Raw genomic sequence first — 22,871 nt, 5'->3', positions numbered from 1 at the left:
GTCGCCTTGCTCGTCGCCTTCGCGATATCCGCTCCGGTATTTCTTCTTCGTCCGATGGCTGAGCCGGAACAAGACGGCGGGAAACTCGTTGCGGGGATCATTCCAATCGTTCTCTGCAACCACGATTGCCCAAGACCTCCTTGACCGGCGCTGGTGAGATTCGCAAGCGAATCAGCAGTTGCCAAGCCGCCGCGCATAGTAGGGCCGCGCATCAGGTCAGAGCGAGTGGAGGCAATCGAAGTTGTCGTCAAGGACTGCGTCCAACATGCGCTATACGAACGGCGCGAGACGCCGGCTCCCGTGGTTGCTGCTCGTCATCGGCGGATCCCAGCGGTCGCAAGACACGGTCATGACGACTGGAGTGCCATACGATCGCTTCGCCGATGATCTCAAGCTGTCTCTCAGCGGCGCTCTGGAGAATCCAGCTTCGGTCGAATTCCGCGCGGCCCAGCGCCGCAATCTCGACCAGCTTGTTGCACGCATCGAGAATGTCGTGGACACGCTCGGCGTCGCTGCGAGTCACAGAAGTATTGCGTCCTCGAACATTCCCCGGTGGCTCTCACGCACTGCCGAAGAATCAACAACGTCGACATGCTGGCCGAGCAATTCCGTCGAGTCCACTTGCAGGCCTGCAATGTCGAATAGGTCAGCGTCGTCGTCGAATTCGACGAGGAAGTCGTAGTCGCTCCGGTCCGTGTCCTCGTCTCGGGCCACCGAGCCAATTAGCGATATCGACCGCGCCTTGGCGCGTTCCGCGGCGATGCGGATCGCTGCCCGGTGAGTCTCGAGCACGGCGTAGCGACGGTTCACATTTTCGACTGTACCGGCGCAGTTGCCGACGATCGCCCGCAACCAAAGCAGCTCGGAGCGGTGCCGCCGCTCGACACGGTCACGGTCGGCGTGCAGTGCCACACCGAGACACCCATCGTGCAGGTCGGTCAGAGCGTTCTGAGGCGTTCGATAGCTGCGTCGAGGACGTCGTGCTGCTTGCAGAAGGCGAAGCGGACGAGGTGACGGCCTTCGGCGGCGTTGTCGTACATGACCACGTTCGGCACTGCGGCCACGCCGATCCGCTCTGGAAGGCCCCAGCAGAACTCGATGCCGTCTTCGTGACCGATCGAGCGTATGTCGGCCGTGATGAAGTACGTACCGGACGGCTCGAACACTTCGAGGCCGGTCGATCGCAGGCCTGCTGACAGCCGGTCCCGTTTGGCACGCAAGTCCTCGGCCTGGGCCTTGAAGTAGTCGTCGCCGAGGTCGAGTCCGGCGGCGATGGCGTGCTGGAACGGTCCGCCGCTGACGTAGGTCAGCCATTGCTTGGCGGTACGAACGGCAGCCACCAGCTCGGGTCGGGCGCAGACCCAGCCGATCTTCCAGCCCGTCACCGCGAATGTCTTGCCGCCGCTCGAAATGGTCACAGTGCGATCGGCCATGCCCGGCAGCGTCGCGATCGGAATGTGCTCGCCATCGAACACGAGGTGCTCGTACACCTCGTCGGTCACCACGATGAGGTCTCGCTCGATGGCAACCTCGGCGATGGCCTCCAACTCGGCCCGGCTGAACACCTTGCCGGTGGGGTTGTGCGGGCTGTTGAGCACCAGTAGCCGCGTGCGCTGTGTCACCGCGGCCGCCAGCTCGTCGGGATCGAAGCTGTAGTCGGGCGGGCGCAGGGTGACAACCTTGCGCACCGCTCCCGCCATGGAGATGACTGCGCCGTAGAGGTCGTACCAGGGCTCGAACGTGAGCACGTCGTCGCCCACCTCGGTCAGCGCCAGGATGCTGGCCGCCAATGCCTCGCTGGCTCCCGCCGTGATCAGCATCTCGGTGTCCGGGTCGACGTCCATGCCCCAGAAGCGGGATTGGTGCCGGGCCACGGCGTGGCGAAGTTCCGGAATGCCGATGCCCGGCGGGTATTGGTTCGCGGTGCCGCTGCGAATCGCCGCCACGGCTGCTTCAAGCACTTCGGTCGGTCCGTCGGCGTCAGGAAAGCCCTGCCCCAGGTTGATGGCCCCGGTGCGCACAGCCAGCGCAGACATCTCGGCGAAGATCGTCGACTGGTAGCCCTGCAGGCGAGAACTCAGGTAAGGCAGCCGTGCCACGCTGTGATCGTACGACGACGGTCAACCAAGACGGCCCAAAACTCAGCGCTGCGGAGATTCGACTCGGTATCACGACGATAGGCAGGTAATAATGGCGGCCATGCCGACACCAGAGCTGAACCCCCATGTACCCGCCCGCTATGACACCGCCGGGGTTGACCTTCCGTCGGTGGACGGCGTGCTGTCGACCACCCGCTCCGTACGGCTGCGGCTGGACCTCGAACGCGATGTCCCCCACGACGTCGTGCTCGACTGCATTGACGTCGCCGAGCAAGGTCCCGGCGGCGGCAACCAGGCCAGCCGGCGTTGGCTGCTCGTCCGCGACCCTGCCCAGCGGCAGGCAATTGGCGAAATGTACGGGTCGATTGTGGGCACCTTCATGGCACGTGGCCGCGATGCCACAGCGGGCACCGGCCATCCGATGGAACAGGTGATGAAATCCGCCTCGCATCTCGCCGAGCATCTCGGCGAGGTTCCGGTCATCGTCATTCCGTGCGTGTGGGGTGTGCACGACGACAGCGGCAAGCCCGGGCTGTTCGACTCGGTGCTGCAGTCGGCGTGGAGCTTCTGCCTCGCGGCTCGTGCACGCGGCATGGCCACCGCGTGGACCACTGCGATTCTCAACAAAGAAGACGAGCTGCGCGAACTGCTGGGCATTCCCGATGGGGTCACCCCGGTAGCGCTGCTGCCGCTGGCCTACGCGAAGGGCACTGAGTTCGGGGCCGTCGCGCGGCGGCGCGCCAACGAGATCGCCTATATCGACGGCTGGGGCCGCACCTGGGAGCACCGGGGGGACGAAGCAACGGCTCGCGCCATGGGCGAAGGACCCGGTGCCACGTTCGAGATGGACATCGATGCCTCGCCCGAACGTCTCTGGGAAATCGTCAGTGACATCAGTGTCGGCGCCAATTTCTCCGAGGAATTCGTGGGGGCCGAGTGGGCTCCCGGCTACGACTCGCCCGCTGTTGGTGCGAAGTTCATCGGTCACAACCGGCATCCGGCGATCGGCGAATGGGACATGGAGCTGACCGTCACCGAGTGCGAGCCCAACGTGCTGTTCGGCTGGGCCACCGGGGACAGCGACGACACCGCCGGCGCTCGCTGGCGTTACGAGATCGACCACCTGCACGGTCAGCGCTCTCGGCTGCGCCACACCGTCCGTCTCGGACCGGGCCCATCGGGTCTCACCGCCGCCGTTGAAGCGATGCCCGACAAGGAACCTCGCATCATCTCGCGGCGCCAGAGCGAGCACCTCGCCAACATGAAGCGGTGCATCGAAGGCATCAAGGCGCTCGCCGAGGGCAGCGCTTGAGCGAACCCTCGACAACTGGCCGGTGGGCCCCGAGCCCGACCGGCGATCTGCACTTGGGAAACCTGCGAACGGCGCTGCTCGCGTGGCTGTTCGCGCGCAGCGCCGACGGCGACTTCGGGTGGCGCTTCGAGGATCTCGACAACGCAGTCCGGCCGCAGTTCTACGACTCGCAGCTGCGCGATGTGGCCGCGCTGGGTCTCGACTGGGACGGCGAGCCGATCCGCCAGAGCGAGAGGCGCGAGCTGTACCGGGACGCGATCGCCGACCTCGAACGTCGCGGGCTCACCTACGAGTGCTTCTGCACCCGGCGCGAGATTGCCGAAGCCGCGACTGCGCCCCACGGCCCCGCACCCGAGGGGGCATATCCGGGGACCTGCCGAGCGCTCACGGCGGCCGAGCGTGCCCATCGACGATCGGCAGGTCGCCCAGCCGCCCTGCGGGTTCGCGTCAACCCCGACGATGCACTCGAGGGCCGATCAGTGACGCTGGTCGACCGTCAACTCGGCTCATTCTCTGGCACAGTCGACGACTTCGTGCTGCGCCGCGGCGACGGCACACCCGCGTACAACCTCGCCGTCGTCGTCGACGACGGTGACCAAGGCGTTACCGAGGTCGTTCGGGGTGACGATCTGTTGCCGTCGACGCCACGCCAGGTCCATCTCGCCCGGCTGCTGGGCATCGACGCTCCCGCGTACGCGCACGTCCCCATGGTGCTGGGACGAAGCGGCCAGCGTCTGGCGAAACGGGATGGCGCGATCACGCTCGCCGACCGCCGCGCGCTCGGCGAGACAACGCTTGACGTGCTCAACCTGCTCTTGCACAGTCTCGGCATCGAGCCCATAGCAACCGCGCAGGAACTGCCAGCGACTGCTGCGGTGTTCCAGCCAGCCGCACTGCCCACCGACCCATGGACGCTCCCGCTGGAGCGCACCACAGTCGCGTAGCCGGATCTACCAGTGCAGTTCGGACAGCGCGGTCTTGAAGTCCAGCTCGCCCGTCGGCTCATCCGCCAGGAGGACCGGGTTGCCGGTGGCGAGCGCACGGGCAATCGCGACGCGCTGCTGCTCGCCGTCTGAAAGCTCGTGCGGGAAGTGCCCCAGCCGGTGGCTCAGACCCACGGACTCGAGCACGTCCTCAGGCTGCGCCACCCCGCGTTTGCCCGCGACGTCCGTGCCGAACTCGACATTCTCCGTCGCGGTCAGACCCGGGAACAGATTGAAGCTCTGGAAGATGAAGCTCACCGTCTGGCGCCGCAGCGCAAACAGCTCGCTGCGCGACGAGGCGGTGATGTCACGCCCTGCGACGGTCACCTGGCCAGCCGACGGTGTGTCCAATGCCCCGATGATGTTCAACGTTGTGGTCTTGCCGCTGCCTGACGGACCGAGCACGACGACGAACTCGCCTGCCTTGACGTGGAGATCGATGCCATCGAGAGCAGTCACCAAAACCGGTCCGACTTGATAGTGCTTGGTGACACCCTCAAGATCGATCAAGACTCATCCTCTCCTCGTGCGAACCCGAACGCGTCTGGGTTCGCACCGGCACTCGGATCACTGCAACATGCGCGCTGGCTGTCCGACGAATCGACGCAGAACGCCTCGGCGCGGCTGGTCAGCAGCTTGGCCAGTAGCTGAGCGCTCGCTGCTCGGGCGGAGGCACCGGGCGGTTGGCCAGCATGCGAAGGTCGTCGATCAAGACCTTGCGCGTGTCGGCAGGATCGATCATCTCGTCGATACGCATCGTGCCCGCGGCTTCGTACGGATTCGTGGCTTCGGCAACCTCCGCTACGAGCCGCAAGCGCTCCGTCTCACGCTCGTCGGGGTCGGTGATGCGGCTCAGCTTCGAACCGAATGCGACGTTGACGCCCACCTCCGGATCCATGAAGCCGATCTCGGCGCCGGGCCAGCAATACACACCGTGGCTGGGCATCCGGGAGCCATTCATCGCCTGCCACGCCAAGCCGAACGCCTTGCGAAGGCACACGGTCAGCGTCGGCGTGGACGCGTTCTGCAGGGCGTGCATCATGCGCATGCCCCAGTGGAGCATCAGGTCGTGCTCGACGCGCTTGCCGACCATGAAACCCGGGACATCTACAAGGAACACCATTGGGATGTTGAACGAGTCGCACACGGTGGCCATGCGGATGATCTTGTGGCAAGCCTGCGGGTCCAGCGTTCCGGCCTGGAACATCGGATTGTTCGCGATGACGCCGACCGCGTACCCGTCGAGCCGTGCGAGCGCGCACACGACGTTGCGGGCGTAGCCCGGCTGCAGTTCAAAGACCGACTCGGGATCGCAGATGCGGCCAACGACCCGGCGCATGTCGTAGCCGCGTGTGCGGCGTGCGGGCACCATCGCGGCGAGTTCGGGGTCGGCGCCGTCGATGCCACGCGGCTCGGCGCGCGGCGCCGGCTCCCACGCGTTCGACGGCATGAACGACAGCCATCGACGGATCGCCGTGTAGGCCTCCTCGTCAGTATCGACCCCGAAGTCGATCTGCCCCGTGATTCGGGCATGGACGTCCACGCCGCCGACGTCCTCGAACGAGATCACCTCGCCGGTGGCGATCTCGAACACCTTCGGCGAGGTCACCGCCAGGCACGACCCGCGCACCATGACGACGTAGTCGCTGAGCGCCGACACGAACGACGAACCGCCGAACGACTGGCCGCAGATCATCGTTGCCATCGGCACTCGGTGGCGCCGACGAGCCATGTCGAACATCCCGCCCGGCTCGGAGATGCCCTCGGAGCCCATGAGATCGGGAATGCGACCGCCGCCGGTCTCGCCGAAATGGACGATGGGGATGCCCATCGCCAACGCCCGCTCGTAGAGGCGCTCCTCCTTGCGGGTGCCGATGATGGAGCTCGAACCGCGCAACACGGTGATGTCGTCGCCGAACACCGCGACAGGGCGCCCGTCGACGTTGCCGTGCCCGCCGATCTTGCCGTCACCAGGTGTGATGTCGCGCATCTCGGGGCGGATCGATCGGCTGAACGTGCCGAGCTCGCGGAACGTGCCGTCGTCGCAGAAATCGTCGATGTGCTGGCGGACCGTGCGATCGCCTTCCGCTGCCATCGCCCGAACCTTGGAAGCACCGCCCATGTCACGCCGGATCACTTCGGCGCGTGCGTCCAGGTCGGCTACTCGCTCCGCGTGACTGATCGCGTCACCGTCGCCGTACTCAGGCATCGCTTGTCTCCTTTGGATCCGGTTCAGTGGCGCGCGTCGTCGGGGTCTCAGGCGTCCGCATAGTCAGCCAGAATCTGGCCGTACGTCTCGCCGAGCTGGGCGGGACGGCGTCCCGGCACCATCACCTGGCTGACACCGAGTTCGACCAGTTGGTCGAGATGCGCTCGGTCAGTTCCGCCGGTCGTCCACATCTCAACATCTCCGGGGTCTCGTCCCGCCGCCTCCGCGTACCGGCGGACCGACTCGAACAGCTCCTCGAGCACCTCCGTAGGCCGTTCAGCGGGGAAGAACACGTCGCCGAGGTCACCTGCTCGCCGTGCAGCGCGGTCGCTGTGGCCGCCGACCAGTATCGGCACCGGCTGCTGGATGGGCTTGGGTTGGCAGTACACGGGGTCGAAGTCCACGAATTCGCCGTGAAACTCGGCTTCTTCTTCGGTCCAGAGCACCCGCAGCGCTGCGAGGTACTCGTCGGTGCGGGCACCCCGGCGATCGAACGGCACGCCGAGCGCTTCGAATTCCTCGCGAAGCCATCCCACGCCGATGCCGAAGTCGAAACGGCCGCCGCAGAGCCGGTCGAGCGAGGCGATCTCTTTGGCCAGGATCAGCGGGTTGCGCTGCGGCAGGATGAGAATGCCGGTCGCCAGGCGGATCCGTGTGGTGACGGCTGCGGCGAATGCCAGCCAGATCAACGGGTCGGCATGGTCGAGCTGGCTTGCTCCCTTGAACAGCTTGCCGCCCTCGTCGTACGGATACGTCGACGAGTACGACTTGGGCACCACTGCGTGCTCGATCGCCCACAGCGAGTCGAAGCCGACTTCCTCGACGGTCCGAGCGGTCTCCAGCGCGGCAGCGCCCTCGACGTTGCCCATCAAGTTCGCCGATATCAGTCCGAATCTCATCTGAATGCCCCCGTTCACGGCGCTCGGTCGTCGCGGCGGCGCACATCATGACCGATGTACGCCGCGCGCACCGAGCGCAAGAAATTCACTTGCCCTGCCGAGGCCACCGAACTGGCATTGCGACGAATGACCGACCGGGAATTCCTGCGCCGGCTGCGGCGTTACGCTCGCAAGCGTTGACTCACGGTTGAGTACACGCCTGATCGCGGCAAGGGCAGCCATGTCAAGGTTCAATTGGGCGACAAGGCCACGACGTTGTCGACAGGCGAACTGCAATCCGTCACGCTTCGCTCCATGTTGAGACAACTCGACATCGACAAGAGAGAGTTCTGACAGTTGAGATATGTCTATCCCTGCACGGTCGTGCGCGATCAGGGAGTCTCTGTTGCCGATCTCGGCCGCCGACTCGGCATCCGTGAGTCCAAGGCCCGGCGCTGACCCGCCGCCGTTCTGTTAGGCGGCCGCTTCGGTGGCGGCGAGGCGGTCGACGCACTTCGAGATGCCTACGCAGAAGTTGCTACTTGTAGCTACTTCTGCGGCTACGCTCGCGTTCATGAGATCCGTGGGCATCAAGGTGCTGAACAGCCGGCTCAGCGAATACGTACGTCTCGCGGCTGGCGGCGAGACGATCTTGGTGACTGACCGCGACCGCGTCGTCGCCGAGATGGGACCGCCGCGGGCGACCAGGAGCCCGCTCGTAGCCGACGCCTTTCTGGCCGACCTCGTTCGCACCGGAGTGCTGACGCCACCGCTCGTGCAGACGACAGCTCCGCCGCCCTCACAGCCGGTAGCACCGTTGACCGAGATCCTCCGCGACCTGGATGGGGTCAGAGGCGACCGATGATCTACCTCGACACATCAGTTGCGCTTGCGCAGCTGCTCAGCGAGGATCGTCTGCCGCCCGAATCCCTCTGGCAGCAGACGATCGTGTCCAGCCGGCTGACCGAGTACGAAATCTGGACCCAATTGCACGGTCGCGGCTTGGCCGAGTCCCACGGCGAAAATGCTCGGGTGCTGCTCAGCCAAGTGGGGTTAGTTGAACTCGCTCACCCAGTTCTCGCTCGGGCGCTGGGAGCTTTTCCGGGTCCGACGAGGGTGCGCACGCTCGACGCTTTGCATCTAGCGACATGTGCCTTCTTGGGCGATGCAGGTCAAGTCGTGGAACTTGCCAGCTACGACCGTCGTATGAATGACGTCGCCCGAGCGATGGGCATCTCGATTTTTTCGGATTCCCCGAGCGAGGCGTAGCAACGGTCTCACGCAGACCGGGCGTTCCAGATGCGCCGCCGTTCTGCTAGGCGGCAGCGACGGCTGCGGCCTCGGTTGCGGCGAGGCCGACCGGTGGGGCCGTCCATTCCTTGACCACGGGGAGCACCTCGGTGGCGAACAGGTCGCGGTTGCGCCGCGCCTCGGTCCACGACATGCCTGCGAAGGCCAGGTTTGGGAAGAAGGCGGCCATGCCGATCTTGTCCTTGATGACCTGGAGCTTCTCGAGCACCTGATCTGGCGTCCCGTACGGCATGAGGCGAGTGAAGTCCTCGGCTGCGCCGCGGGCTCCGTGGCGGTCGATGTACTTCGAGATGCCCTCGTAGAACTCGTAGCCCTTGACGCCCTCGTGCGGTCGCTTGGGGCCGAACTCGTAGTGCTTCATGACGGTGCCGTAGTAGTTGCCGATGTGCTCCATCGCCTTCTCTTCGGCACGGTCCGCTTTGGTGTCCACCCAGCAGAACCCGCCGGACAGCGGGGGGGGCGGCGGTGCCGTGTGGTGCTTGGCCCACTCGCCGTGATAGGCGGCGAAGTCGGACTCGACGATCTCCCATGGCTTCTGGGGGATCACGAGCAGGCCGATGCCCAGCTGCGCCATCAGCGGCATGCCTTCGGGTGAGACGGCCGCGGCGTAGGTGCGGCCCTTGAACGAGTGCTCGGGAGTGGGACGAATGTCACGGCGGGGCTGGGTCACGAACTCGCCGTCGTGCTCCACATAGCCTTGGTCAAGGCCGTCGATGAGCATCTTGGCGTACTCCAAGAAGCGCTCACGGCTGGTGTTCATGTCCACCCGGAAACCCTCGTACTCGACGCGGGCCAAGCCGCGTCCGATGCCGAGGATCATGCGTCCGCCCGAGAGGTTGTCGAGCATCGTGACTTGCTCAGCGACGCGCATCGGGTCGTGCCAGGGCAGCACGATCACCGCAGTGCCGAGCTGCAGGTTGGTGCGTCCGGCGACCCAGGTCAGGAACTGCACCGGATCGGGGCACATCGTGTAGTCGGTGAAGTGATGCTCCACTGTCCAGATCGAGTCGAAGCCGAGATCCTCGGCTTCCTCGACCATGCGGATCTCCTGGTCCCAAACCTCACGGTCCGAGAGTGCGTTCTCCGGGTTCTGAAACACAGCTGAGTATCCGACGTGCATGGTGTGCTCCCCTTTCGGATCTTCCCGAAGCTGCCCTCTAGTACGCGCTCGGGTGATCCAGCGATGCTGGTGACACTGAGGCTACGCCACAGCACTGCGAGCGTGCCGAGGCCGCTGCTGCACACATCGGCGTCATCCGACAGACTGTGCGCCCCAGAGTTCGGGTTGCTGGTCGACCCGAGCTGTCAATGCAGCGTCCGATGTGACGGGCGCAGCGACGGACCCAGAAGGGACGTGTCATGGAGACCACAGCAGTTGCTCGCAGCATGCGGGGATCGGTGGGAATGCTGGCCATGGACTGGCTCATGGACCCGTCCACGCTGGAAAAGGCTGCCCAACGCGGCATGGCAGAGGGCATGGGCGCATATGCAACCGGCCGGCTGGGCGTTTTGGGCGAATGCCCTGTCGACAATGTCATCGGCGCAGCGTTCTTCTGGGCGCCGGAGAAGATGCGCTCGATGGTGGCGCAAGGACGTGCGGTCATGAAGCCGTCCGAAGGAGCGCGGATCTGGGCCGACATCTGCGCCGAGTACGGCAGCAAGCGGCTTGTCGGCATGGAAGGTGCTGGGCGGCTCGGCGAACTGCTCGAGCGCGTGGTGGATTCGGCCGCTCCGCAGGGAGCTCCCACCTTCGTCGGCTGGCGCGACCTGCCTCGGCCCCCCGCCGGGGGGCCGGCTCACGGCTTCTTCATGGCCCAGGTCATGCGCGAGCTGCGCTTCGGCCGTCACGCTGTCGCGGTTCAGGCGCTCGGCATGGGACCGCTTGAGGCGATCCTGTCGGGTCCGGCAGGCGAGTGGAATGCCGAGTTCTTCGGCTGGGAGCGGCCGTATCCCGATGTCAGCGACCTGTCCGAAGCACGTGAAGAGATCGAGGCCCTGACCGACAAGCTGCACGCGCCCGATTTCGAGTGCCTGACGCCCGACGAGCGTGCCGAGGTGCGCGAGCTTGCCAAGGCGGCCCGCTTCCACAACCCCGACGAATAGCCGAGGTTGGGTTGGCTGGGGCTGGGCCAGCTGAGACTGAGCCAGCTCGGGCTCGACGCTCAGTCAGCGAGCAGGTCTTGGTGCTCTCCGAGGCGGGGGGCTCGCGCCACTTGCCATGGTGTTGCCGAGAACTTGTAGGGCGCGCCCGGATACGTCACGGTCGTGCCGTCGTGATCGACGGTCACCGGGAAGCCGCGGGCCACGAAGTGCTCGTCGACGAGCATCTCCTCTGGCGAGTACACGATTCCGCAGGCGAGTCCGAGCGTCTGCAGGCCGACGAACAGCTCGTACGCACCCAGGCGCTCCGCCAAGAAGTTGATCGTGTCGCGGCCGGCGCCGAACACTTCTGCGGCGAGCGGGTCGGCATCGAGGTGGAGGATGTCGATCAGCTCGTAGTCCTCGCCCAATGACAGCAGTTCGGTGTACGGGCACTCGTCGGCGAGACCCAGTTTGGCCACCCAGCCGGCCAGCGCAGCGAACTCCGGTCCGCGGCGCGGCGGCACACCGGTGTTGAGCCAGCGCCCGTCGACGCAGCGCACCTGTGTTGGCTCGGAGATCTTCGGAAGGGCGTGGCGGCCCGTCTGGCGCTGGACGTTCACCTGCTGATTCAGCCACCAGTAAGTCGCGAACTCACAGGTCGCGTTCGCGGCGGCGAGCATGGACACGTCGATGAGCTGGCCCCGACCCGAGTCTTCACGCCACAACAGCGCCGCCATCAGCGTGGCGACGGCGTAGTGACAGGCCATTTGCAGGCCCTGATTCCCGCCGCCTCGAACCGGCGCGATGGTGTGGTCGTCGTAGCCGCACGACCACACGGGGCCTCCTTCGGCAAGCACCGTGAGGTCGGTGGCCGGCGGGTCGAGTCGCTCGCGCCCGTTGTGGGTGATCGAGACCCAGACCAGCCGCTTGTTTGGCTCGGTCTCGGCAGCACCACCGAGCTGGTGCCAGTCCAGACCGAGATCGTCGAGACGTCCCTTCGGCTCGGCTTCGAGCACCACGTCAGCAGTTGAGGCCAGCTGCTTGAAATCGGTCGCTCCGTCCGCGCTGTCGAAATCAAGGACCACGGAGCGCTTGGAGGTGTTGTAATGCCACCACCACAAGGCGCCTTCAGGGTCTGCGACATCGTCGGCGTATGGCTCGTAGGCGCGCATCGGTGATCCGCCGGGCGGCTCCACCACGACCACATCAGCGCCCATATCGGCCAGCAGCTTTCCGGCCAGGGCACAACGCTCCGACGTCAGCTCGATAACCCGAAGTCCGTCCAGGGGCCGAGGGCTCACCGGTCCAGCGGTGCCAAGCGAAAACATCAGATGACCCCGTCGGCAGCCAGCGCTGCGATCTCGTCGTCGCTGCGGCCCAGCACCTCGCCGAACACGTAGCGGTTGTCCTCGCCGAGGCACGGTGCGCCGCGCCCGATCGCCCAGTCGGTTTCTGAAAGGCGGACCGGCAAACCCTCGACGCGAGCATCGCCCACATCGCGATGCGGCACGGTGACCCACAGCCCCCAGTCGGAGGTGCGGGGGTCGCCGTCAATGCGCTCACTGGGTCGCAGCACCGGCGCGGCGGGTACACCGGCGGCGAGCAAGAGCTGCGTCGCGTCGTGCTTGTCGCGGTTCGCAGCCCACGTGCCCACCAGGCGCTCCAGTTCGTCTTCGTATGCCAGCCGACCGGCCAGCCGTGACCAGCGCTCGTCATGGGTCCACGGCTCGTCGACCACCTCGGCGAAGCGCTGCCAGTCCTCCTCGTTGCGGACGGCGATCGCCACCCACTCGTTCTCGCCGTTGCACGCCCAGATGCCATGCGGTGCCATCGCAGGCGAGTGCGATCGGTTGCTGTTGGGCATCCGGTCGCGCCGTGCGGGCCGATCGTTGACCGTGAAGTCGAGCGTGGCTGCGCCGTGCAGCGTGCCTGCCGCCTCGATGCAGGCAAGGTCCACCCACTGGCCCTCGCCGGTGCGCCGCCGGTGATACAGCGCCATGCCAATCGCGATGGCCATGTAGTAGGCGCCGGTGTGATCCATGAACGAGTAGCCCCATCCGGCGGGCGGCAGATCGGGCAGTCCCGACTGGAACGTGAGCCCGGATACTGCCTGCGCTATCGGTCCCCATGACCGGAAGCTGGCGTACGGGCCGTGGGCTCCGAATCCGTTGTTCGAGACGTAGACGATGTCGGGCTTGATGGCCCGCAGCGCCTCGTAGCCGAAACCCAATCGGTCCAGCACCCCGGCGGCAAAGTTCTCGGTGACGGCGTCGCTGACTGCGACAAGGTCGGCGAGCAGTTCTTTCGCCCGATCATCTCGCAGGTTCAAGGTGATGCCGAGCTTGCCTGCGTTGTGGTTGTTGTACGAGCCGCCGGCTTCGATGCCGCGGTGCTCTCCGACGAACGGCTGGGTGCCTCGCAGGATGTCCCAACGGCCCTGCCGCACGGGGTCTTCGATGCGGATCACCTCCGCACCGAGCGCGGCCAGGATCTTGGTGGCACCAGCACCAGCGAGCTGCCCCGTGAAATCGCAGATGCGGATACCGGCCAACGCTCCGGGCTCGGGCTTCGGCCACACCGGTGAACGGTGATCGGGTGCGATCACGGCACGAGCTTGCGCATCGGCGTGCCCCTACGGCCGGGCTCATTCGCCAGAGACCGTGCTCGTTGCTGGCAGTCGCCCAGCGCGACTCGCAACGTCTGCGTCCACGCCGTCATGTCGGCTCGCCGGGCGCGTCCGCCGTCGGTCCCTGTCGGCGGTGCCAGGGGTTCGCCGACCACGATCGCCACCTGTGCTCGTTTGGGAAACTTCGCACCGCTGGGCATGGCCTCGCGTGTGCCTGCGACCCCCACGGGCAGCACCGGTGCCCCCGACTTGGCAGCAAGCCACGCAGTGCCGTCAAAAATCGGGCCGATGTCGTCGGAGGGCTGCCGCGTTCCTTCAGGAAAGACCAGCATCGCCTCGCCGTCGCGGAGCAATTGCAGTGCTGAACGCATTGCGTCCAGATCAGCCTCGCCACGTCGCACCGGGAAGGTCCCGATCGAGCGCATGAACCAACCGAGCGGCTTGGGACGGAAGAGTTCCTCTTTGCCCAGATAGCGCACCCGGCGATGAGTAAGGCTCCCGATGAGCGGGCCGTCGAGGTGGCTGCGATGAACCGGCGCATAGATCATCGCGCTGTCGGCCCGCATCCGCTCCTGCCCTCTGGCACGCACCCGGAACATTCGGTACAGCACGATGCGAATGAACCCGCGCGTCGCCTTCCACGTCTGTATCCCAGCGAATCCATCAGCGTCCAGCAGTCCCTTGAGACCGCTCACGTTCCATCTGCTCAACCGTCTCGCCACACGGTGATTCTGGCGTTTCGAACGCGCCGCGCGACGACTTGGGAACCGCGCAAGAAATGTATGCAAGAAATAGCGAATACCGCGAACGCTCCGGCCACAGTCAGACCTACAGTGAAGTCATGACCCGAATGACGATCCCCGATCATGCCGAGATCCGTCGGCAGCGGATCGCACGTCGGCGTCGGATCGACGGACACACCGTCTGCACCCGCCCATCGCAGCCAAGCGAGCTGTGCCGGCGCATGCTGAAGGTGCTCACCGCCGTGCGGCGCCCGCCTTGGGGTTACTGAGGCCGACGATCCCGCCGACTGCCAGTCGGCGGGACCTCGCCGCATCACCACCTGAGAACACAGGGACATTATGGTCTGAGCCCCAGCCACCGAGCGTGCCGCGCTCGGAATTGCGTCGTGTTGATGAGCCCGGCGCTCGTACAGCACCGGGGGGCATCGATGGCAAGGGGCCGACACTTCTACATCGAGTCGTTCGACACCGTGCAGTTGAGTTCCTACCGGGTCGAGCAATCGCCCTTTGCGAGCCGGTACGCCACTGATCAGACGATCTTCGGCGTCTACTGCAATCGGCTGTATCCCCTCAAGGCCAGCCGTGGTGAAGACCCCATTCCGCAGTATTGGAAGCTGCGGGAGGGCGTCCTGTTGTATGACGTTCCGGAGAAGCCGCTTGAGGTCAGCGGCCCAGACGCTGTGAGGCTGCTCGAGAAGGTCCTCACCTGCAGGGTTGAGACGCTCGCGGATGGCCGCGCGCGTTACGGCATCGCGTGCAGTGACGACGGCACCGTCGTGATGGATGGCGTGCTCATGCGCCTCGGGCCGGATCGCTATTGGTATGTCATGGCGAACGGCGAGTTCACGAGCTGGCTCACCGCAAGCGCCATTGGCTTCGACGTCGAAGTCTCGGATCCCAAGTCACGAGTCCTACAGATTCAGGGACCGAAGTCGCTTCAGGTCCTTGATGCAGCGATCGGTGGTGGCCTCTCAGCCGAGTTCAAGTATTTCCGTGCCGGGTTCTTTGACGTCTGCGGCCAACGACTGTGGGTGTCGCGCACTGGGTGGACTGGTGAGGTGGGAATCGAGATCTACTGCAATAGCGGTCCGGCGCCGACCGATCATGAGGCCCTCTGGGACGACTTGCTCGCCTGCGGCGAACCCTTCGGACTGGAGTTCAGCTCGTCATCTTCGATGGGGATTCGACGCATCGAATCCGGGATCCTCGACAACGGGAGCGACATCGAGCCGGATCTGACGCCGTTCGGTGCAGGCCTTGGGCAGTTTGTCCGACTCGACAAGGCCGACTTCATCGGCAAGACCGCTCTGGAAGAGGCCAGTCGCCGCCAGCTCTTGTTCGGCCTGGTGTGCGCTACCACCGCACCGGACGCCGGAATGGAGATCCACGACGGGAATGGCCCGGTTGGACACATCACGATCGGCACGTGGTCGCCCACGCTGGACACGGGCGTCGGCTATGCGCGCTTCGACCGGCCGTTGCTTGACGACGACTGGTACGCCAAGACGGTCTTGTTGGTTGACCACGACGGCCAATCGCACGAGGCGATCGTCGACACGCTGCCGTTCGTCGACAAGGAAAAGCAACTCCCCCGCGCCGTGTGGAGCGGTTGACACTGGGTTACTACGCTCGACGCCATGCCGGTACCAACAGACATGGTGGGAGAGACCATCGGGCCGATCACACATGATGTGGACGCCCGCTGGACGATGGCCTACGCAGCGTCGCTGGGCGACACCCACGATTGCTACTTCGACACGCTTGCCGATGACGGCGTGGTGGCACACCCGATGTTCGTGGTGTGCCCCGAGTGGCCGGTCATCGTGTCGGGACGTGAGGTCTCGGACCGCTGGGGCATCACACCCGACGAGATCCGGCGCTCAGTGCACGCAACACACGACCTGACGATTCACCGTCTCATCCGACCAGGTGACCGGTTGACCACCAGCCTCACCTATTCCGGGGTCGAGCAGCGCAAGCCGGGCACGTTCCAGACGATGCGGATCGACACCGTCGACGCCGACGGCGAGCCCGTGGCAACGACGTACCAAGGCGGCATGTATCTCAATGTCGCAACCGCTGGCCCTGATCGCCCGGATGCCGAAGCGCCGGCTGAACCCGAGTTCGGCGACCTGCCCGCCGAGCCGATGGCAGAGATCGCCGTGCCCGTGGCTCACGGAGCGGCACATGCCTACACAGAGTGCGCTCGCATCTGGAACCCAATCCATACTGACGCGGCAGTTGCGGAGAAAGCGGGACTGCCCGCGATCATCCTGCACGGTACCGCCACGCTGGCGCTCGGCGTGTCGGCCGTCGTCGACGCAGTTGCCGGGAGCGACCCGAACCGGGTCCGCCGCATCGTCTGCCGTTTTCGCGCCATGGTGCTCATGCCGTCGACGATCACGGTCCGGATTCACGACGTGACGCCAGTGACCGGCTTCGGAGACGCCACCGAAGCAGTTCGCTTCGACGTGCTGAACGCCGAAGGCGGCCCAGCGGTAGACCGCGGCGTCATTCTGTTATCTCGCTGACGGGCGGAGGGTCGCCCAAGGTCGACGGCACGTCGGTGTCGTAGAGCCACGCCCCGACCAGTCCCACGGCGCCCGCACCGGCCAGTTCTTCCACGACGGCCAAGAACTCGGCGGTGTTGGTCGTGCCCCCGGCTGATGATTCGTAGTGGCGTCGCAAGATGTCGAAGAACACGTCGTCGCCGACGCGGCGGTGCAGGGCGTGCAGCGTCAGCGTCGCCCGCCGATACACCGAGTTGAAGTCGAACAGCTGCGCCACCGCGATGCCGCCCGGCGGTACTGCTCCCGCAAGCGTCGCCCTCTCCAGCTCCCGAGCCATGAGAGCGTCCAGATCCTTGCCTTGCACCTCAGCCAGGTACAGGAAACTCATGTAGTGGGCGAAACCCTCGTGCAGCCAGATGCCGCTCCAGTCGTCGACCGTCACAGAGTTGCCGAACCACTGGTGAGCGAGCTCGTGGGCGATGATCTGCGGGTCGAGCGTCTGATCGCCGTGCAGCGACAGCGTCTGATTCTCCATGGCGAAGCCGAGCGTGAACGGCATCACGATCGTGCCGTAGGCGTCGAATGGATACCGGCCGAGCACACGCTCGAAGTACTCGACGGCACCGGGTGTGATCGCCAACGCCTCAACAGTCGACGTTGACGCAGCGTCGCTGAGCGAGCGCCCGATGTAGTCGCGGATGAGCAGATCGTCGCGCAGTCGATACTCGTGCCGTTCGAACTCGCCGACGTAGACCGCTGCGAGATACGTCGCCATCGGGTCGTCGGATTCCCACGTGACGGTTCTGCGACCGTCAACCACGGCCTCGTGTGTGAGCAGGCCGTTCGATGCCGCTGTGAAACGTTCGGGCACCGTGATGCGGATGGTGAACGTCGCCTTGTCGGTGGGATGATTGTTCGACGGGTACCACGACATGGAACCCGATGGCTCACTCGCTGTGAAGATCACCTCGTCGACCGAGAACCATCCGATCCGTTCGAACAGCACTCCGGGATCCTCGATTCGCTCCGGCGTGCCCGCATAGGCGACCTCGGCGGCGAACCTCATGCCGGCAGGGATCGGTTCGGCAGGTCGGATGACGAGCTCGGATTCATAGCGAGAGAACTCTGCAGCGGCGCCGTTCACGGTGACAGTGCTCACCTCGAGGCCCGACAGGTCCAGGTTGAACTCCAGCAACTCCTCGGTTGCGATCGCTCGCAGCGATGCCACCGCGTCGATGGTGTTGGCAACCGGGTTCACATCGAATTCGAGGTCGTAGTGCGTGACGTCGTAGCCGCCATTGCCCAGCCACGGATAGAAGCTGTCGCCGACGCCAGACAGCGGTGTCGGCGTTGTTGGCTCCGACGCGGCCTCGACGTCCGACGTGGCGTCCGCATCGGTTTCGGTTTCCGCCTGCGCTTCCGCTTCCGCCGACGTCATTGCTGTTACAGCCGTCGTCGTGGTCGCGGACGGCGAGACGGTCGTGGTGGGTGCCGTCGTGGTGGGTGCCGTCGTGGTGGGTGCCGTCGTGGTGCTGGCGACTAATGGCGCCACTGTCGCCACGGGCGCGTGTGTGGTCGCGGCCGTGGATTCGACACCACCAGCGCTGCACGCCGTCGCCGCCAGCGCAATGACAAGTGCGGACGCCAAGCTGCGCATCGGCGACATCATCGCAGCGGAATTCGGCGACGCGCGTTCACGCCCGCCGATACATCCGCAGGCAGGAGCGCTTGCGGACGCTTCAGATTCCTCCGGCAGGGCCGGGCTAGCTCAGGTGCTCAGCAAAGTGAGCGAGCGTGCGCTGTTTGGCGGTGCCCGCGGCATCAGCGTGGAAGCTGGCGCGGGCATCGCAGTTGAAGCCGTGATCGGCGCCGTCATAGACATGAACGGCAACGTGGGGCCAGCGCTCAGCGATGGCATTCACGTTTTCCAGCGGGATGCCGTGATCTTGCGAGCCGAAGTGAAGCTGAAGCGGCGCGGCGGGCCGCTCTTCGAGGTGCGGCAGAATCTGGCCGCCGTAGTAGCCGGAGGCTGCCGCGATCTGGTCGGACAGACGGGCTGCCGCCACGTAGCAGACTGTCCCGCCCCAGCAGTACCCGACGACGCCCACCTTGCCGCCTTCGGAGGCACAGGCCGCTGCGGCCGAGACGTCAGCCATCACCTGTTCCATCGTCAGGTCGTCAAAGGCAATCTTGCGGCCCACATCGATGCCTTCGGCGTTGTAGCCCAGCTCGACTCCCGAGCGCACCCGGTCGAACAGCGCCGGCGCTACCGCGAGGTAGCCGTCTGCGGCATACCCGTCAGCCACGCTGCGAATGTGGTCGTTCACACCGAAGATTTCCTGCACCACCACGACGCCGCCCTTCGGCGCACCCGCAGGCTCAGCCCGGTAAGCACTCAACGTCACACCATCAGAAGCTGTCAATTCGATCGTCTGTCCCATGGCGCAAATGTCTAGCGGACCCGCCCCGTCATAGTCGGTGCCGCGGCCCTGGAACGTCGCAATATCGTGCGATATCCGCAGCTAACGGAGGTCCGAACGCAGTTGACACGGGGTCCGCGAACTTGGGCGCACTCACCACAGGAGCATGAGACCTTCGACGGCGGCGGCATCGGTGAGCTGCTCATCAAAGCAGCCGAATGGACATCTGCCGATGAGGCGAGATGCGGCCAGCGCCGAGGCAAGCTGCACAGCGTCGTAGGCGCGAAGCGGGTGACGGGCTACGAGGTCGATTGCTGAGCGGAGGATGTCTTCGCCTACCTCGATGAGGACGGTGTCGCTGTCCTGGGTAGAAGCGGAGATGTCAGTAAGGAATCGCCGGCACAAGATCTGAGCGTCGGTTGCGGAGATTTCACCGACGCGATGCTTGCGCCATAACGCGGCAGGGACCTCCACAGCAGCCAGGTCGCTGGCGAGCACCGGCTCCGACACGGCTTGCACCAGGTCGCTTTCCGGCTCGTCGGCGTAGCGCTTGACGAGAGCGGATGAATCGAGGAATACCGTCACCGATTGGCGCGAACCAGTTCAGACAGCGGTGTTCCCTGACCGGCTCGTCGGCGGGCGGCGGCGACCGCGTCGTCGTCGGGTCGAACCGTGTCGCGAGCTTCAAAGTCTGAGAGAAGTCCAGCGAGTCTGAGACGCGATCTGATCTCCTCGATTGCGTTCGATGAGAGTGAGGGGTCAGTTGCCGCCTGCGCTATCCAGGTGAGGTACTCGTTCATCGAGATGCGCTGTTCCTGGGCACTCATCTTTATGCGAGCGACGAGTTCCTCGTCTGCTCGCCAGGTGATCTGCTGCATGACTGCATGATAGCACTCATGCATTCATAACGGATTGCGACCCGGGAGTCTGTCGATCGATTGGCCAGGTAGTTCGCGTGTTGGGGCCGCGCGCGATGCTGATGCAATACAGGACAGTGCGTGTCCGGCGCGGGAGTTGTCGGGCGTTTCGCGCTTTGGCGTGGGGTGCGGGTGTCGGTCGGGCGGGTCGCTCGCCTGCGGTCGCTGTTTCGTCGGCGGTGTTCGGATCGCCAGGAGAATCGATTGCGTTCGCCGTGGTGTTGCTGAGGGCCGTGGCTGCTGTGCTCAGGCCGCCAAGAGGGCGTGCGGATAGGTGGAGCGGCTTTCGGCATGCGCCTGGTGCCGTAACCGGCAGGCTTGTAGAGCTGCTGGTCAGAGGGTTGAGCCAGCCTGCGCAGTCAGACGCGTTTCCGCAGGTCAGCGCCTATCCACTAATGCTCCAAATGAGTCTCGTGTGAACTTGGCGTGGGTGTGGGGCAGTTGCGGCGGCGAGGCGGCGGACCCTGCAGACGGTGTTCAGGCTGCTGGCTGTGTCTCGTGTGGCGTAGTGGCGGTCCGTGATTTGTGTGGTGTGGCGGCGGTCGGTACCGGTGGTCTGTGCGGTGTGGCGGCGGTCGGTACCGGTGGTCTGTGCGGTGTGGCGGCGGTCGGTACCGGTGGTCTGTGCGGTGTGGCGGCGGTCGGTACCGGTGGTCTGTGCGGTGTGGCGGCGGTCGGTACCGGTGGTCTGTGCGGTGTGGCGGCGGTCGGTACCGGTGGTCTGTGCGGTGTGGCGGCGGTCGGTACCGGTGGTCTGTGCGGTGTGGCGGCGGTCGGTACCGGTGGTCTGTGCGGTGTGGCGGTGGTCACAGCGGGCGGCGCGGCTGGGGGCAGTAGCAGCAGTTGTGAGGTGTCGGCGGGTGCTGGCTGGTGTGGGGTGCGATGTTTGGGTTTGCGTGAGCGGGCGGGGTTCGGTGGCTGTGCAGGGTCGGGGGGCATGAGCCGGTAGCGGCCGTCGCGCAGAACTACGTGCCAGTTGTGGTCGTGGATGCGGTCGTGGCAGGACCAGCACACCAGCACGAGATTGTCGACGTGTGTCTTGCCGCCGCTTTTCCACGGGATGACATGGTGCGCTTCGCATTCGAGCGGCAGCGCGCCGCAGCCGATGCAGGACCCGTCGCGGGCGATCAGAGCGCGGCGCTGGGCGGCGGTGGCCGCCCGTTGTGCGACGGTCTCATACAGCGGGGTGAGCGTGTCGCCGAAGATCTCCACCCACACATCGGAGTTGCACGCCAGCCGCGCAAGGGCGCCGGGAGGAATCGGGCCGACACCGCAGATCTCTGCGAACCCACCGGGCTGATCAGTCAAAGCGGCCAAGTCGGCGCGCACGATGATCTCCGCGGCGGCCTTACGCCCCACGGCCGGCGGCACTGCCGAGAGCGCCGGCTCGGACTGATCGATCCCTTCGGCGTGGCCGTGTCGGCCCGGTCGTGGGCTGTCAGTGTCGGGCGGTCTCAGCAGGTCCGGCTGCGGCGGGAGGTTCGTGTCCGGTCGCTGGTCGGCTGGTCCGGCCGGTGCTGAGGGTGTGCGAACGCCTTGTGGTGTTCCAGGCGGCGGCACCTGACCAGCAGCGAGCCGAGCGGTCTGTGCTGGCGGTGTGCGAACGCCCTGTTGTGCTGTTGTGCCAGCGGATTGTGCTGTTGTGCCAGCGGATTGTGCTGTTGTGCCAGTGGATTGTGCGGCTGTGCCGGCGGCCAGGAGCGTGTCGAGCGCGTCGGCCATGCGCTGGTCTGTGGTGCGCTGCTCTGTCGCGGGCCCAGCAGCACCGCCGCCGCCGCTGCCGTTGCTGTCGTTGTCGTTGCCGTTGCCGTTGTCGTTGTCGTTGTTGTCGCCGCCAGCGGCCCGGTTGGGGTGCTGGGCTCGGCGGCGGTCGGCTCGGCGGTGTTGTTCGGCTTGGCGGCGCAGCCGCTGCTGGATGCGGGCGCCGGTTTCGGCGTCGAAGCTGCCGCGCATCTGCACCGACCCGTCCTCGCCGTTCCAAAAGCGCACATGACGGTTGCGGCGGTTGCGGCGATGCTGCGCCGCGAGATCGGCGGCGTCTTGATGCTGGGCTTCCCAGCGGCGAGCGGCATGGGCGAACTCGTCGGCTGGCAGAGTCTTGGCGAGCCCGATCAGCCCAGGATCGTGTTGCACTGCGCCGGGGCTGGTCTTGCGCGCTGCGCGCGCGAGCCTGGCCGCGTTCTCCAGGCTGATCTGGCCCGCCGCGACACCCTCGTCCGCGTCGGGGATCGAGGCAAGCTCGGCGCCAGTGCGCACGTTGCGCGCGGCGTCGGAGCGCGACAGGCCGCTGTGCTCGCTCAGCAGCCCTGCGCCGCCGTCGCCGTGGTCCTCGCGGCGGGCGACCAGCGCGGCGGCTTTGGTCTCGAGCAGCTCGACGCGGCTGCGCAGCTGCTTGGACAGCGCCAGGGAGCGGCGCAGCTGATCGCTGGAGGCGGCGTCGACGGCGTCAAGCGCGGAGGTGAGGTGCCCGAGTGCCTGCTCCACGTGAGAGAACATGTGTTCACTCTACGGGGAGAGTGTCACAAACACACGTTCTCGACCCAATCCGATCATTACAATTACTTTACATACCTTTTCATAGTACGACATTGCTGCACATTGGCACCGGCGAACCGCCCCCGGCCGCGGCGGGACCAGCGACCGACAGCACACCGCCAAACCCGACACGATCCTGCACCACACCTCGCCAGCCGAGGCCCACCCCCAATAAACAGCCCGAACACACTGTCGAGTCCGGTACGACACCCCCGACTCCGCGCCAAAATGCGAAGAGCCGGTTGT

General features: G+C 65.8%; 23 protein-coding genes. 8 read left to right on the top strand and 15 right to left on the bottom strand.

The features are described 5' to 3' along the window. Positions 1-247 precede the first annotated feature (247 nt). Genes ACQY5K_RS15555 through ACQY5K_RS15545 form a run of 3 tightly spaced genes read right to left on the bottom strand, consistent with a single transcriptional unit; the run spans position 248 to position 2,099 of the window. The gene (locus tag ACQY5K_RS15555) at positions 248-523 is read right to left on the bottom strand and encodes a HepT-like ribonuclease domain-containing protein (RefSeq protein ID WP_428117061.1); all 276 of its coding nucleotides are present in this window, start codon (positions 521-523) and stop codon (positions 248-250) included. Next, positions 520-912 (bottom strand): nucleotidyltransferase family protein, encoded by a 393-nt coding sequence (locus ACQY5K_RS15550; protein ID WP_428117058.1) that lies wholly within the window; start codon positions 910-912, stop codon positions 520-522. The genes ACQY5K_RS15555 and ACQY5K_RS15550 overlap by 4 nt, the downstream gene beginning before the upstream one ends. A 26-nt stretch (positions 913-938) precedes the next feature. After that, positions 939-2,099 (bottom strand): pyridoxal phosphate-dependent aminotransferase, encoded by a 1,161-nt coding sequence (locus ACQY5K_RS15545; protein WP_428117056.1) that lies wholly within the window; start codon positions 2,097-2,099, stop codon positions 939-941. Between the two features lie 100 nt (positions 2,100-2,199). Here ACQY5K_RS15545 and ACQY5K_RS15540 point away from each other — a divergent pair, with 100 nt between their 5' ends. Together ACQY5K_RS15540 and gluQRS are read left to right on the top strand one after the other, a co-directional pair. Then, a complete protein-coding gene (locus tag ACQY5K_RS15540) occupies positions 2,200-3,411 on the top strand; it encodes a nitroreductase family protein (RefSeq protein ID WP_428117054.1) in 1,212 nt (403 codons plus the stop codon). Continuing rightward, entirely contained in the window at positions 3,408-4,355 is a 948-nt protein-coding gene (gene gluQRS, locus ACQY5K_RS15535) for a tRNA glutamyl-Q(34) synthetase GluQRS (RefSeq protein WP_428117051.1), read from the top strand. The genes ACQY5K_RS15540 and gluQRS overlap by 4 nt, the downstream gene beginning before the upstream one ends. A 6-nt stretch (positions 4,356-4,361) precedes the next feature. On the opposite strand, the gene ACQY5K_RS15530 is transcribed toward gluQRS, so the two are convergent. From ACQY5K_RS15530 to ACQY5K_RS15520, 3 genes are all read right to left on the bottom strand, one after another. Beyond that, entirely contained in the window at positions 4,362-4,904 is a 543-nt protein-coding gene (locus ACQY5K_RS15530) for an ABC transporter ATP-binding protein (RefSeq protein WP_428117049.1), read from the bottom strand. Between the two features lie 118 nt (positions 4,905-5,022). Continuing rightward, positions 5,023-6,603 carry an acyl-CoA carboxylase subunit beta gene (locus ACQY5K_RS15525; protein ID WP_428117046.1) on the bottom strand — a complete coding sequence of 527 codons (1,581 nt, stop codon included), beginning with the start codon at positions 6,601-6,603 and terminating at the stop codon, positions 5,023-5,025. Positions 6,604-6,650: 47 nt separating this feature from the next. Further along, the gene (locus tag ACQY5K_RS15520; RefSeq protein ID WP_428117043.1) at positions 6,651-7,502 is read right to left on the bottom strand and encodes an LLM class F420-dependent oxidoreductase; all 852 of its coding nucleotides are present in this window, start codon (positions 7,500-7,502) and stop codon (positions 6,651-6,653) included. A 553-nt stretch (positions 7,503-8,055) separates the two neighbouring features. Between ACQY5K_RS15520 and ACQY5K_RS15515 the strand changes: the two genes are divergently transcribed. Together ACQY5K_RS15515 and ACQY5K_RS15510 are read left to right on the top strand one after the other, a co-directional pair. Next, complete coding sequence (locus ACQY5K_RS15515; protein ID WP_428117041.1) at positions 8,056-8,346, top strand: type II toxin-antitoxin system Phd/YefM family antitoxin; 291 nt, start codon at positions 8,056-8,058, stop codon at positions 8,344-8,346. Next, entirely contained in the window at positions 8,343-8,750 is a 408-nt protein-coding gene (locus tag ACQY5K_RS15510) for a PIN domain-containing protein (protein ID WP_428117039.1), read from the top strand. Before ACQY5K_RS15515 ends, ACQY5K_RS15510 begins: the two co-directional genes overlap by 4 nt. 46 nt (positions 8,751-8,796) lie before the next feature. Here ACQY5K_RS15510 and ACQY5K_RS15505 read toward each other — a convergent pair whose 3' ends face one another. Continuing rightward, the gene (locus ACQY5K_RS15505) at positions 8,797-9,912 is read right to left on the bottom strand and encodes an LLM class flavin-dependent oxidoreductase (protein WP_428117036.1); all 1,116 of its coding nucleotides are present in this window, start codon (positions 9,910-9,912) and stop codon (positions 8,797-8,799) included. Between the two features lie 239 nt (positions 9,913-10,151). Here ACQY5K_RS15505 and ACQY5K_RS15500 point away from each other — a divergent pair, with 239 nt between their 5' ends. Then, complete coding sequence (locus ACQY5K_RS15500) at positions 10,152-10,895, top strand: helix-turn-helix domain-containing protein (protein WP_428117034.1); 744 nt, start codon at positions 10,152-10,154, stop codon at positions 10,893-10,895. A 59-nt stretch (positions 10,896-10,954) separates the two neighbouring features. Here the strand turns inward: ACQY5K_RS15500 and ACQY5K_RS15495 are convergent, their stop codons facing one another. From ACQY5K_RS15495 to ACQY5K_RS15485, 3 genes are read right to left on the bottom strand one after another with little or no spacing between them, the layout of a single operon-like run. Continuing rightward, positions 10,955-12,175 carry a CoA transferase gene (locus tag ACQY5K_RS15495; RefSeq protein ID WP_428117031.1) on the bottom strand — a complete coding sequence of 407 codons (1,221 nt, stop codon included), beginning with the start codon at positions 12,173-12,175 and terminating at the stop codon, positions 10,955-10,957. A 26-nt stretch (positions 12,176-12,201) separates the two neighbouring features. Next, positions 12,202-13,452 (bottom strand): CaiB/BaiF CoA transferase family protein, encoded by a 1,251-nt coding sequence (locus tag ACQY5K_RS15490; protein ID WP_428117028.1) that lies wholly within the window; start codon positions 13,450-13,452, stop codon positions 12,202-12,204. Positions 13,453-13,475: 23 nt separating this feature from the next. Then, positions 13,476-14,195, bottom strand: coding sequence for a lysophospholipid acyltransferase family protein (locus tag ACQY5K_RS15485; RefSeq protein ID WP_428117025.1), 720 nt, complete (start codon positions 14,193-14,195; stop codon positions 13,476-13,478). Between the two features lie 146 nt (positions 14,196-14,341). Between ACQY5K_RS15485 and ACQY5K_RS15480 the strand changes: the two genes are divergently transcribed. From ACQY5K_RS15480 to ACQY5K_RS15470, 3 genes are all read left to right on the top strand, one after another. Beyond that, positions 14,342-14,512: a hypothetical protein gene (locus ACQY5K_RS15480; RefSeq protein WP_428117022.1), complete on the top strand. Its 171-nt coding sequence runs from the start codon at positions 14,342-14,344 to the stop codon at positions 14,510-14,512. Between the two features lie 159 nt (positions 14,513-14,671). After that, positions 14,672-15,856, top strand: coding sequence for an aminomethyltransferase family protein (locus tag ACQY5K_RS15475; RefSeq protein ID WP_428117020.1), 1,185 nt, complete (start codon positions 14,672-14,674; stop codon positions 15,854-15,856). Between the two features lie 24 nt (positions 15,857-15,880). Then, on the top strand, positions 15,881-16,774 hold the full coding sequence (locus tag ACQY5K_RS15470) for a MaoC/PaaZ C-terminal domain-containing protein (protein WP_428117017.1): 894 nt from the start codon (positions 15,881-15,883) through the stop codon (positions 16,772-16,774). On the opposite strand, the gene ACQY5K_RS15465 is transcribed toward ACQY5K_RS15470, so the two are convergent. From ACQY5K_RS15465 to ACQY5K_RS15445, 5 genes are all read right to left on the bottom strand, one after another. After that, on the bottom strand, positions 16,755-18,410 hold the full coding sequence (locus ACQY5K_RS15465) for a M1 family metallopeptidase (protein ID WP_428117015.1): 1,656 nt from the start codon (positions 18,408-18,410) through the stop codon (positions 16,755-16,757). The genes ACQY5K_RS15470 and ACQY5K_RS15465 overlap by 20 nt on opposite strands. A 106-nt stretch (positions 18,411-18,516) precedes the next feature. Continuing rightward, positions 18,517-19,194, bottom strand: a complete 678-nt coding sequence (locus ACQY5K_RS15460; RefSeq protein WP_428117012.1) for a dienelactone hydrolase family protein — start codon at positions 19,192-19,194, stop codon at positions 18,517-18,519. 132 nt (positions 19,195-19,326) lie between these two features. Continuing rightward, positions 19,327-19,758 carry a type II toxin-antitoxin system VapC family toxin gene (locus tag ACQY5K_RS15455; RefSeq protein WP_428117009.1) on the bottom strand — a complete coding sequence of 144 codons (432 nt, stop codon included), beginning with the start codon at positions 19,756-19,758 and terminating at the stop codon, positions 19,327-19,329. After that, entirely contained in the window at positions 19,755-20,051 is a 297-nt protein-coding gene (locus ACQY5K_RS15450; protein ID WP_428117006.1) for a transcriptional regulator, read from the bottom strand. Before ACQY5K_RS15450 ends, ACQY5K_RS15455 begins: the two co-directional genes overlap by 4 nt. Positions 20,052-20,567: 516 nt before the next feature. Continuing rightward, the gene (locus ACQY5K_RS15445) at positions 20,568-22,586 is read right to left on the bottom strand and encodes an HNH endonuclease (RefSeq protein ID WP_428117003.1); all 2,019 of its coding nucleotides are present in this window, start codon (positions 22,584-22,586) and stop codon (positions 20,568-20,570) included. Between the last annotated feature and the right edge of the window lie 285 nt (positions 22,587-22,871).

The sequence above is a fragment of the Candidatus Poriferisodalis sp. genome (genome assembly GCF_965262965.1).
Classification (GTDB): domain Bacteria; phylum Actinomycetota; class Acidimicrobiia; order Acidimicrobiales; family Poriferisodalaceae; genus Poriferisodalis.
This window is presented reverse-complemented; position numbering and strand designations above follow the sequence as displayed.

Coding starts and splice junctions, on each gene's coding strand:
- ACQY5K_RS15475 (WP_428117020.1), top strand. CDS start 14,672: ATGGCAAGGGGCCGACACTTCTACATCGAGTCGTTCGACACCGTGCAG.
- ACQY5K_RS15480 (WP_428117022.1), top strand. CDS start 14,342: ATGACCCGAATGACGATCCCCGATCATGCCGAGATCCGTCGGCAGCGG.
- ACQY5K_RS15500 (WP_428117034.1), top strand. CDS start 10,152: ATGGAGACCACAGCAGTTGCTCGCAGCATGCGGGGATCGGTGGGAATG.
- ACQY5K_RS15525 (WP_428117046.1), bottom strand. CDS start 6,603: ATGCCTGAGTACGGCGACGGTGACGCGATCAGTCACGCGGAGCGAGTA.
- ACQY5K_RS15505 (WP_428117036.1), bottom strand. CDS start 9,912: ATGCACGTCGGATACTCAGCTGTGTTTCAGAACCCGGAGAACGCACTC.
- ACQY5K_RS15460 (WP_428117012.1), bottom strand. CDS start 19,194: ATGGGACAGACGATCGAATTGACAGCTTCTGATGGTGTGACGTTGAGT.
- ACQY5K_RS15450 (WP_428117006.1), bottom strand. CDS start 20,051: ATGCAGCAGATCACCTGGCGAGCAGACGAGGAACTCGTCGCTCGCATA.
- ACQY5K_RS15515 (WP_428117041.1), top strand. CDS start 8,056: ATGAGATCCGTGGGCATCAAGGTGCTGAACAGCCGGCTCAGCGAATAC.
- ACQY5K_RS15445 (WP_428117003.1), bottom strand. CDS start 22,586: ATGTTCTCTCACGTGGAGCAGGCACTCGGGCACCTCACCTCCGCGCTT.
- ACQY5K_RS15470 (WP_428117017.1), top strand. CDS start 15,881: ATGCCGGTACCAACAGACATGGTGGGAGAGACCATCGGGCCGATCACA.
- ACQY5K_RS15520 (WP_428117043.1), bottom strand. CDS start 7,502: ATGAGATTCGGACTGATATCGGCGAACTTGATGGGCAACGTCGAGGGC.
- ACQY5K_RS15540 (WP_428117054.1), top strand. CDS start 2,200: ATGCCGACACCAGAGCTGAACCCCCATGTACCCGCCCGCTATGACACC.
- ACQY5K_RS15465 (WP_428117015.1), bottom strand. CDS start 18,410: ATGCGCAGCTTGGCGTCCGCACTTGTCATTGCGCTGGCGGCGACGGCG.
- ACQY5K_RS15510 (WP_428117039.1), top strand. CDS start 8,343: ATGATCTACCTCGACACATCAGTTGCGCTTGCGCAGCTGCTCAGCGAG.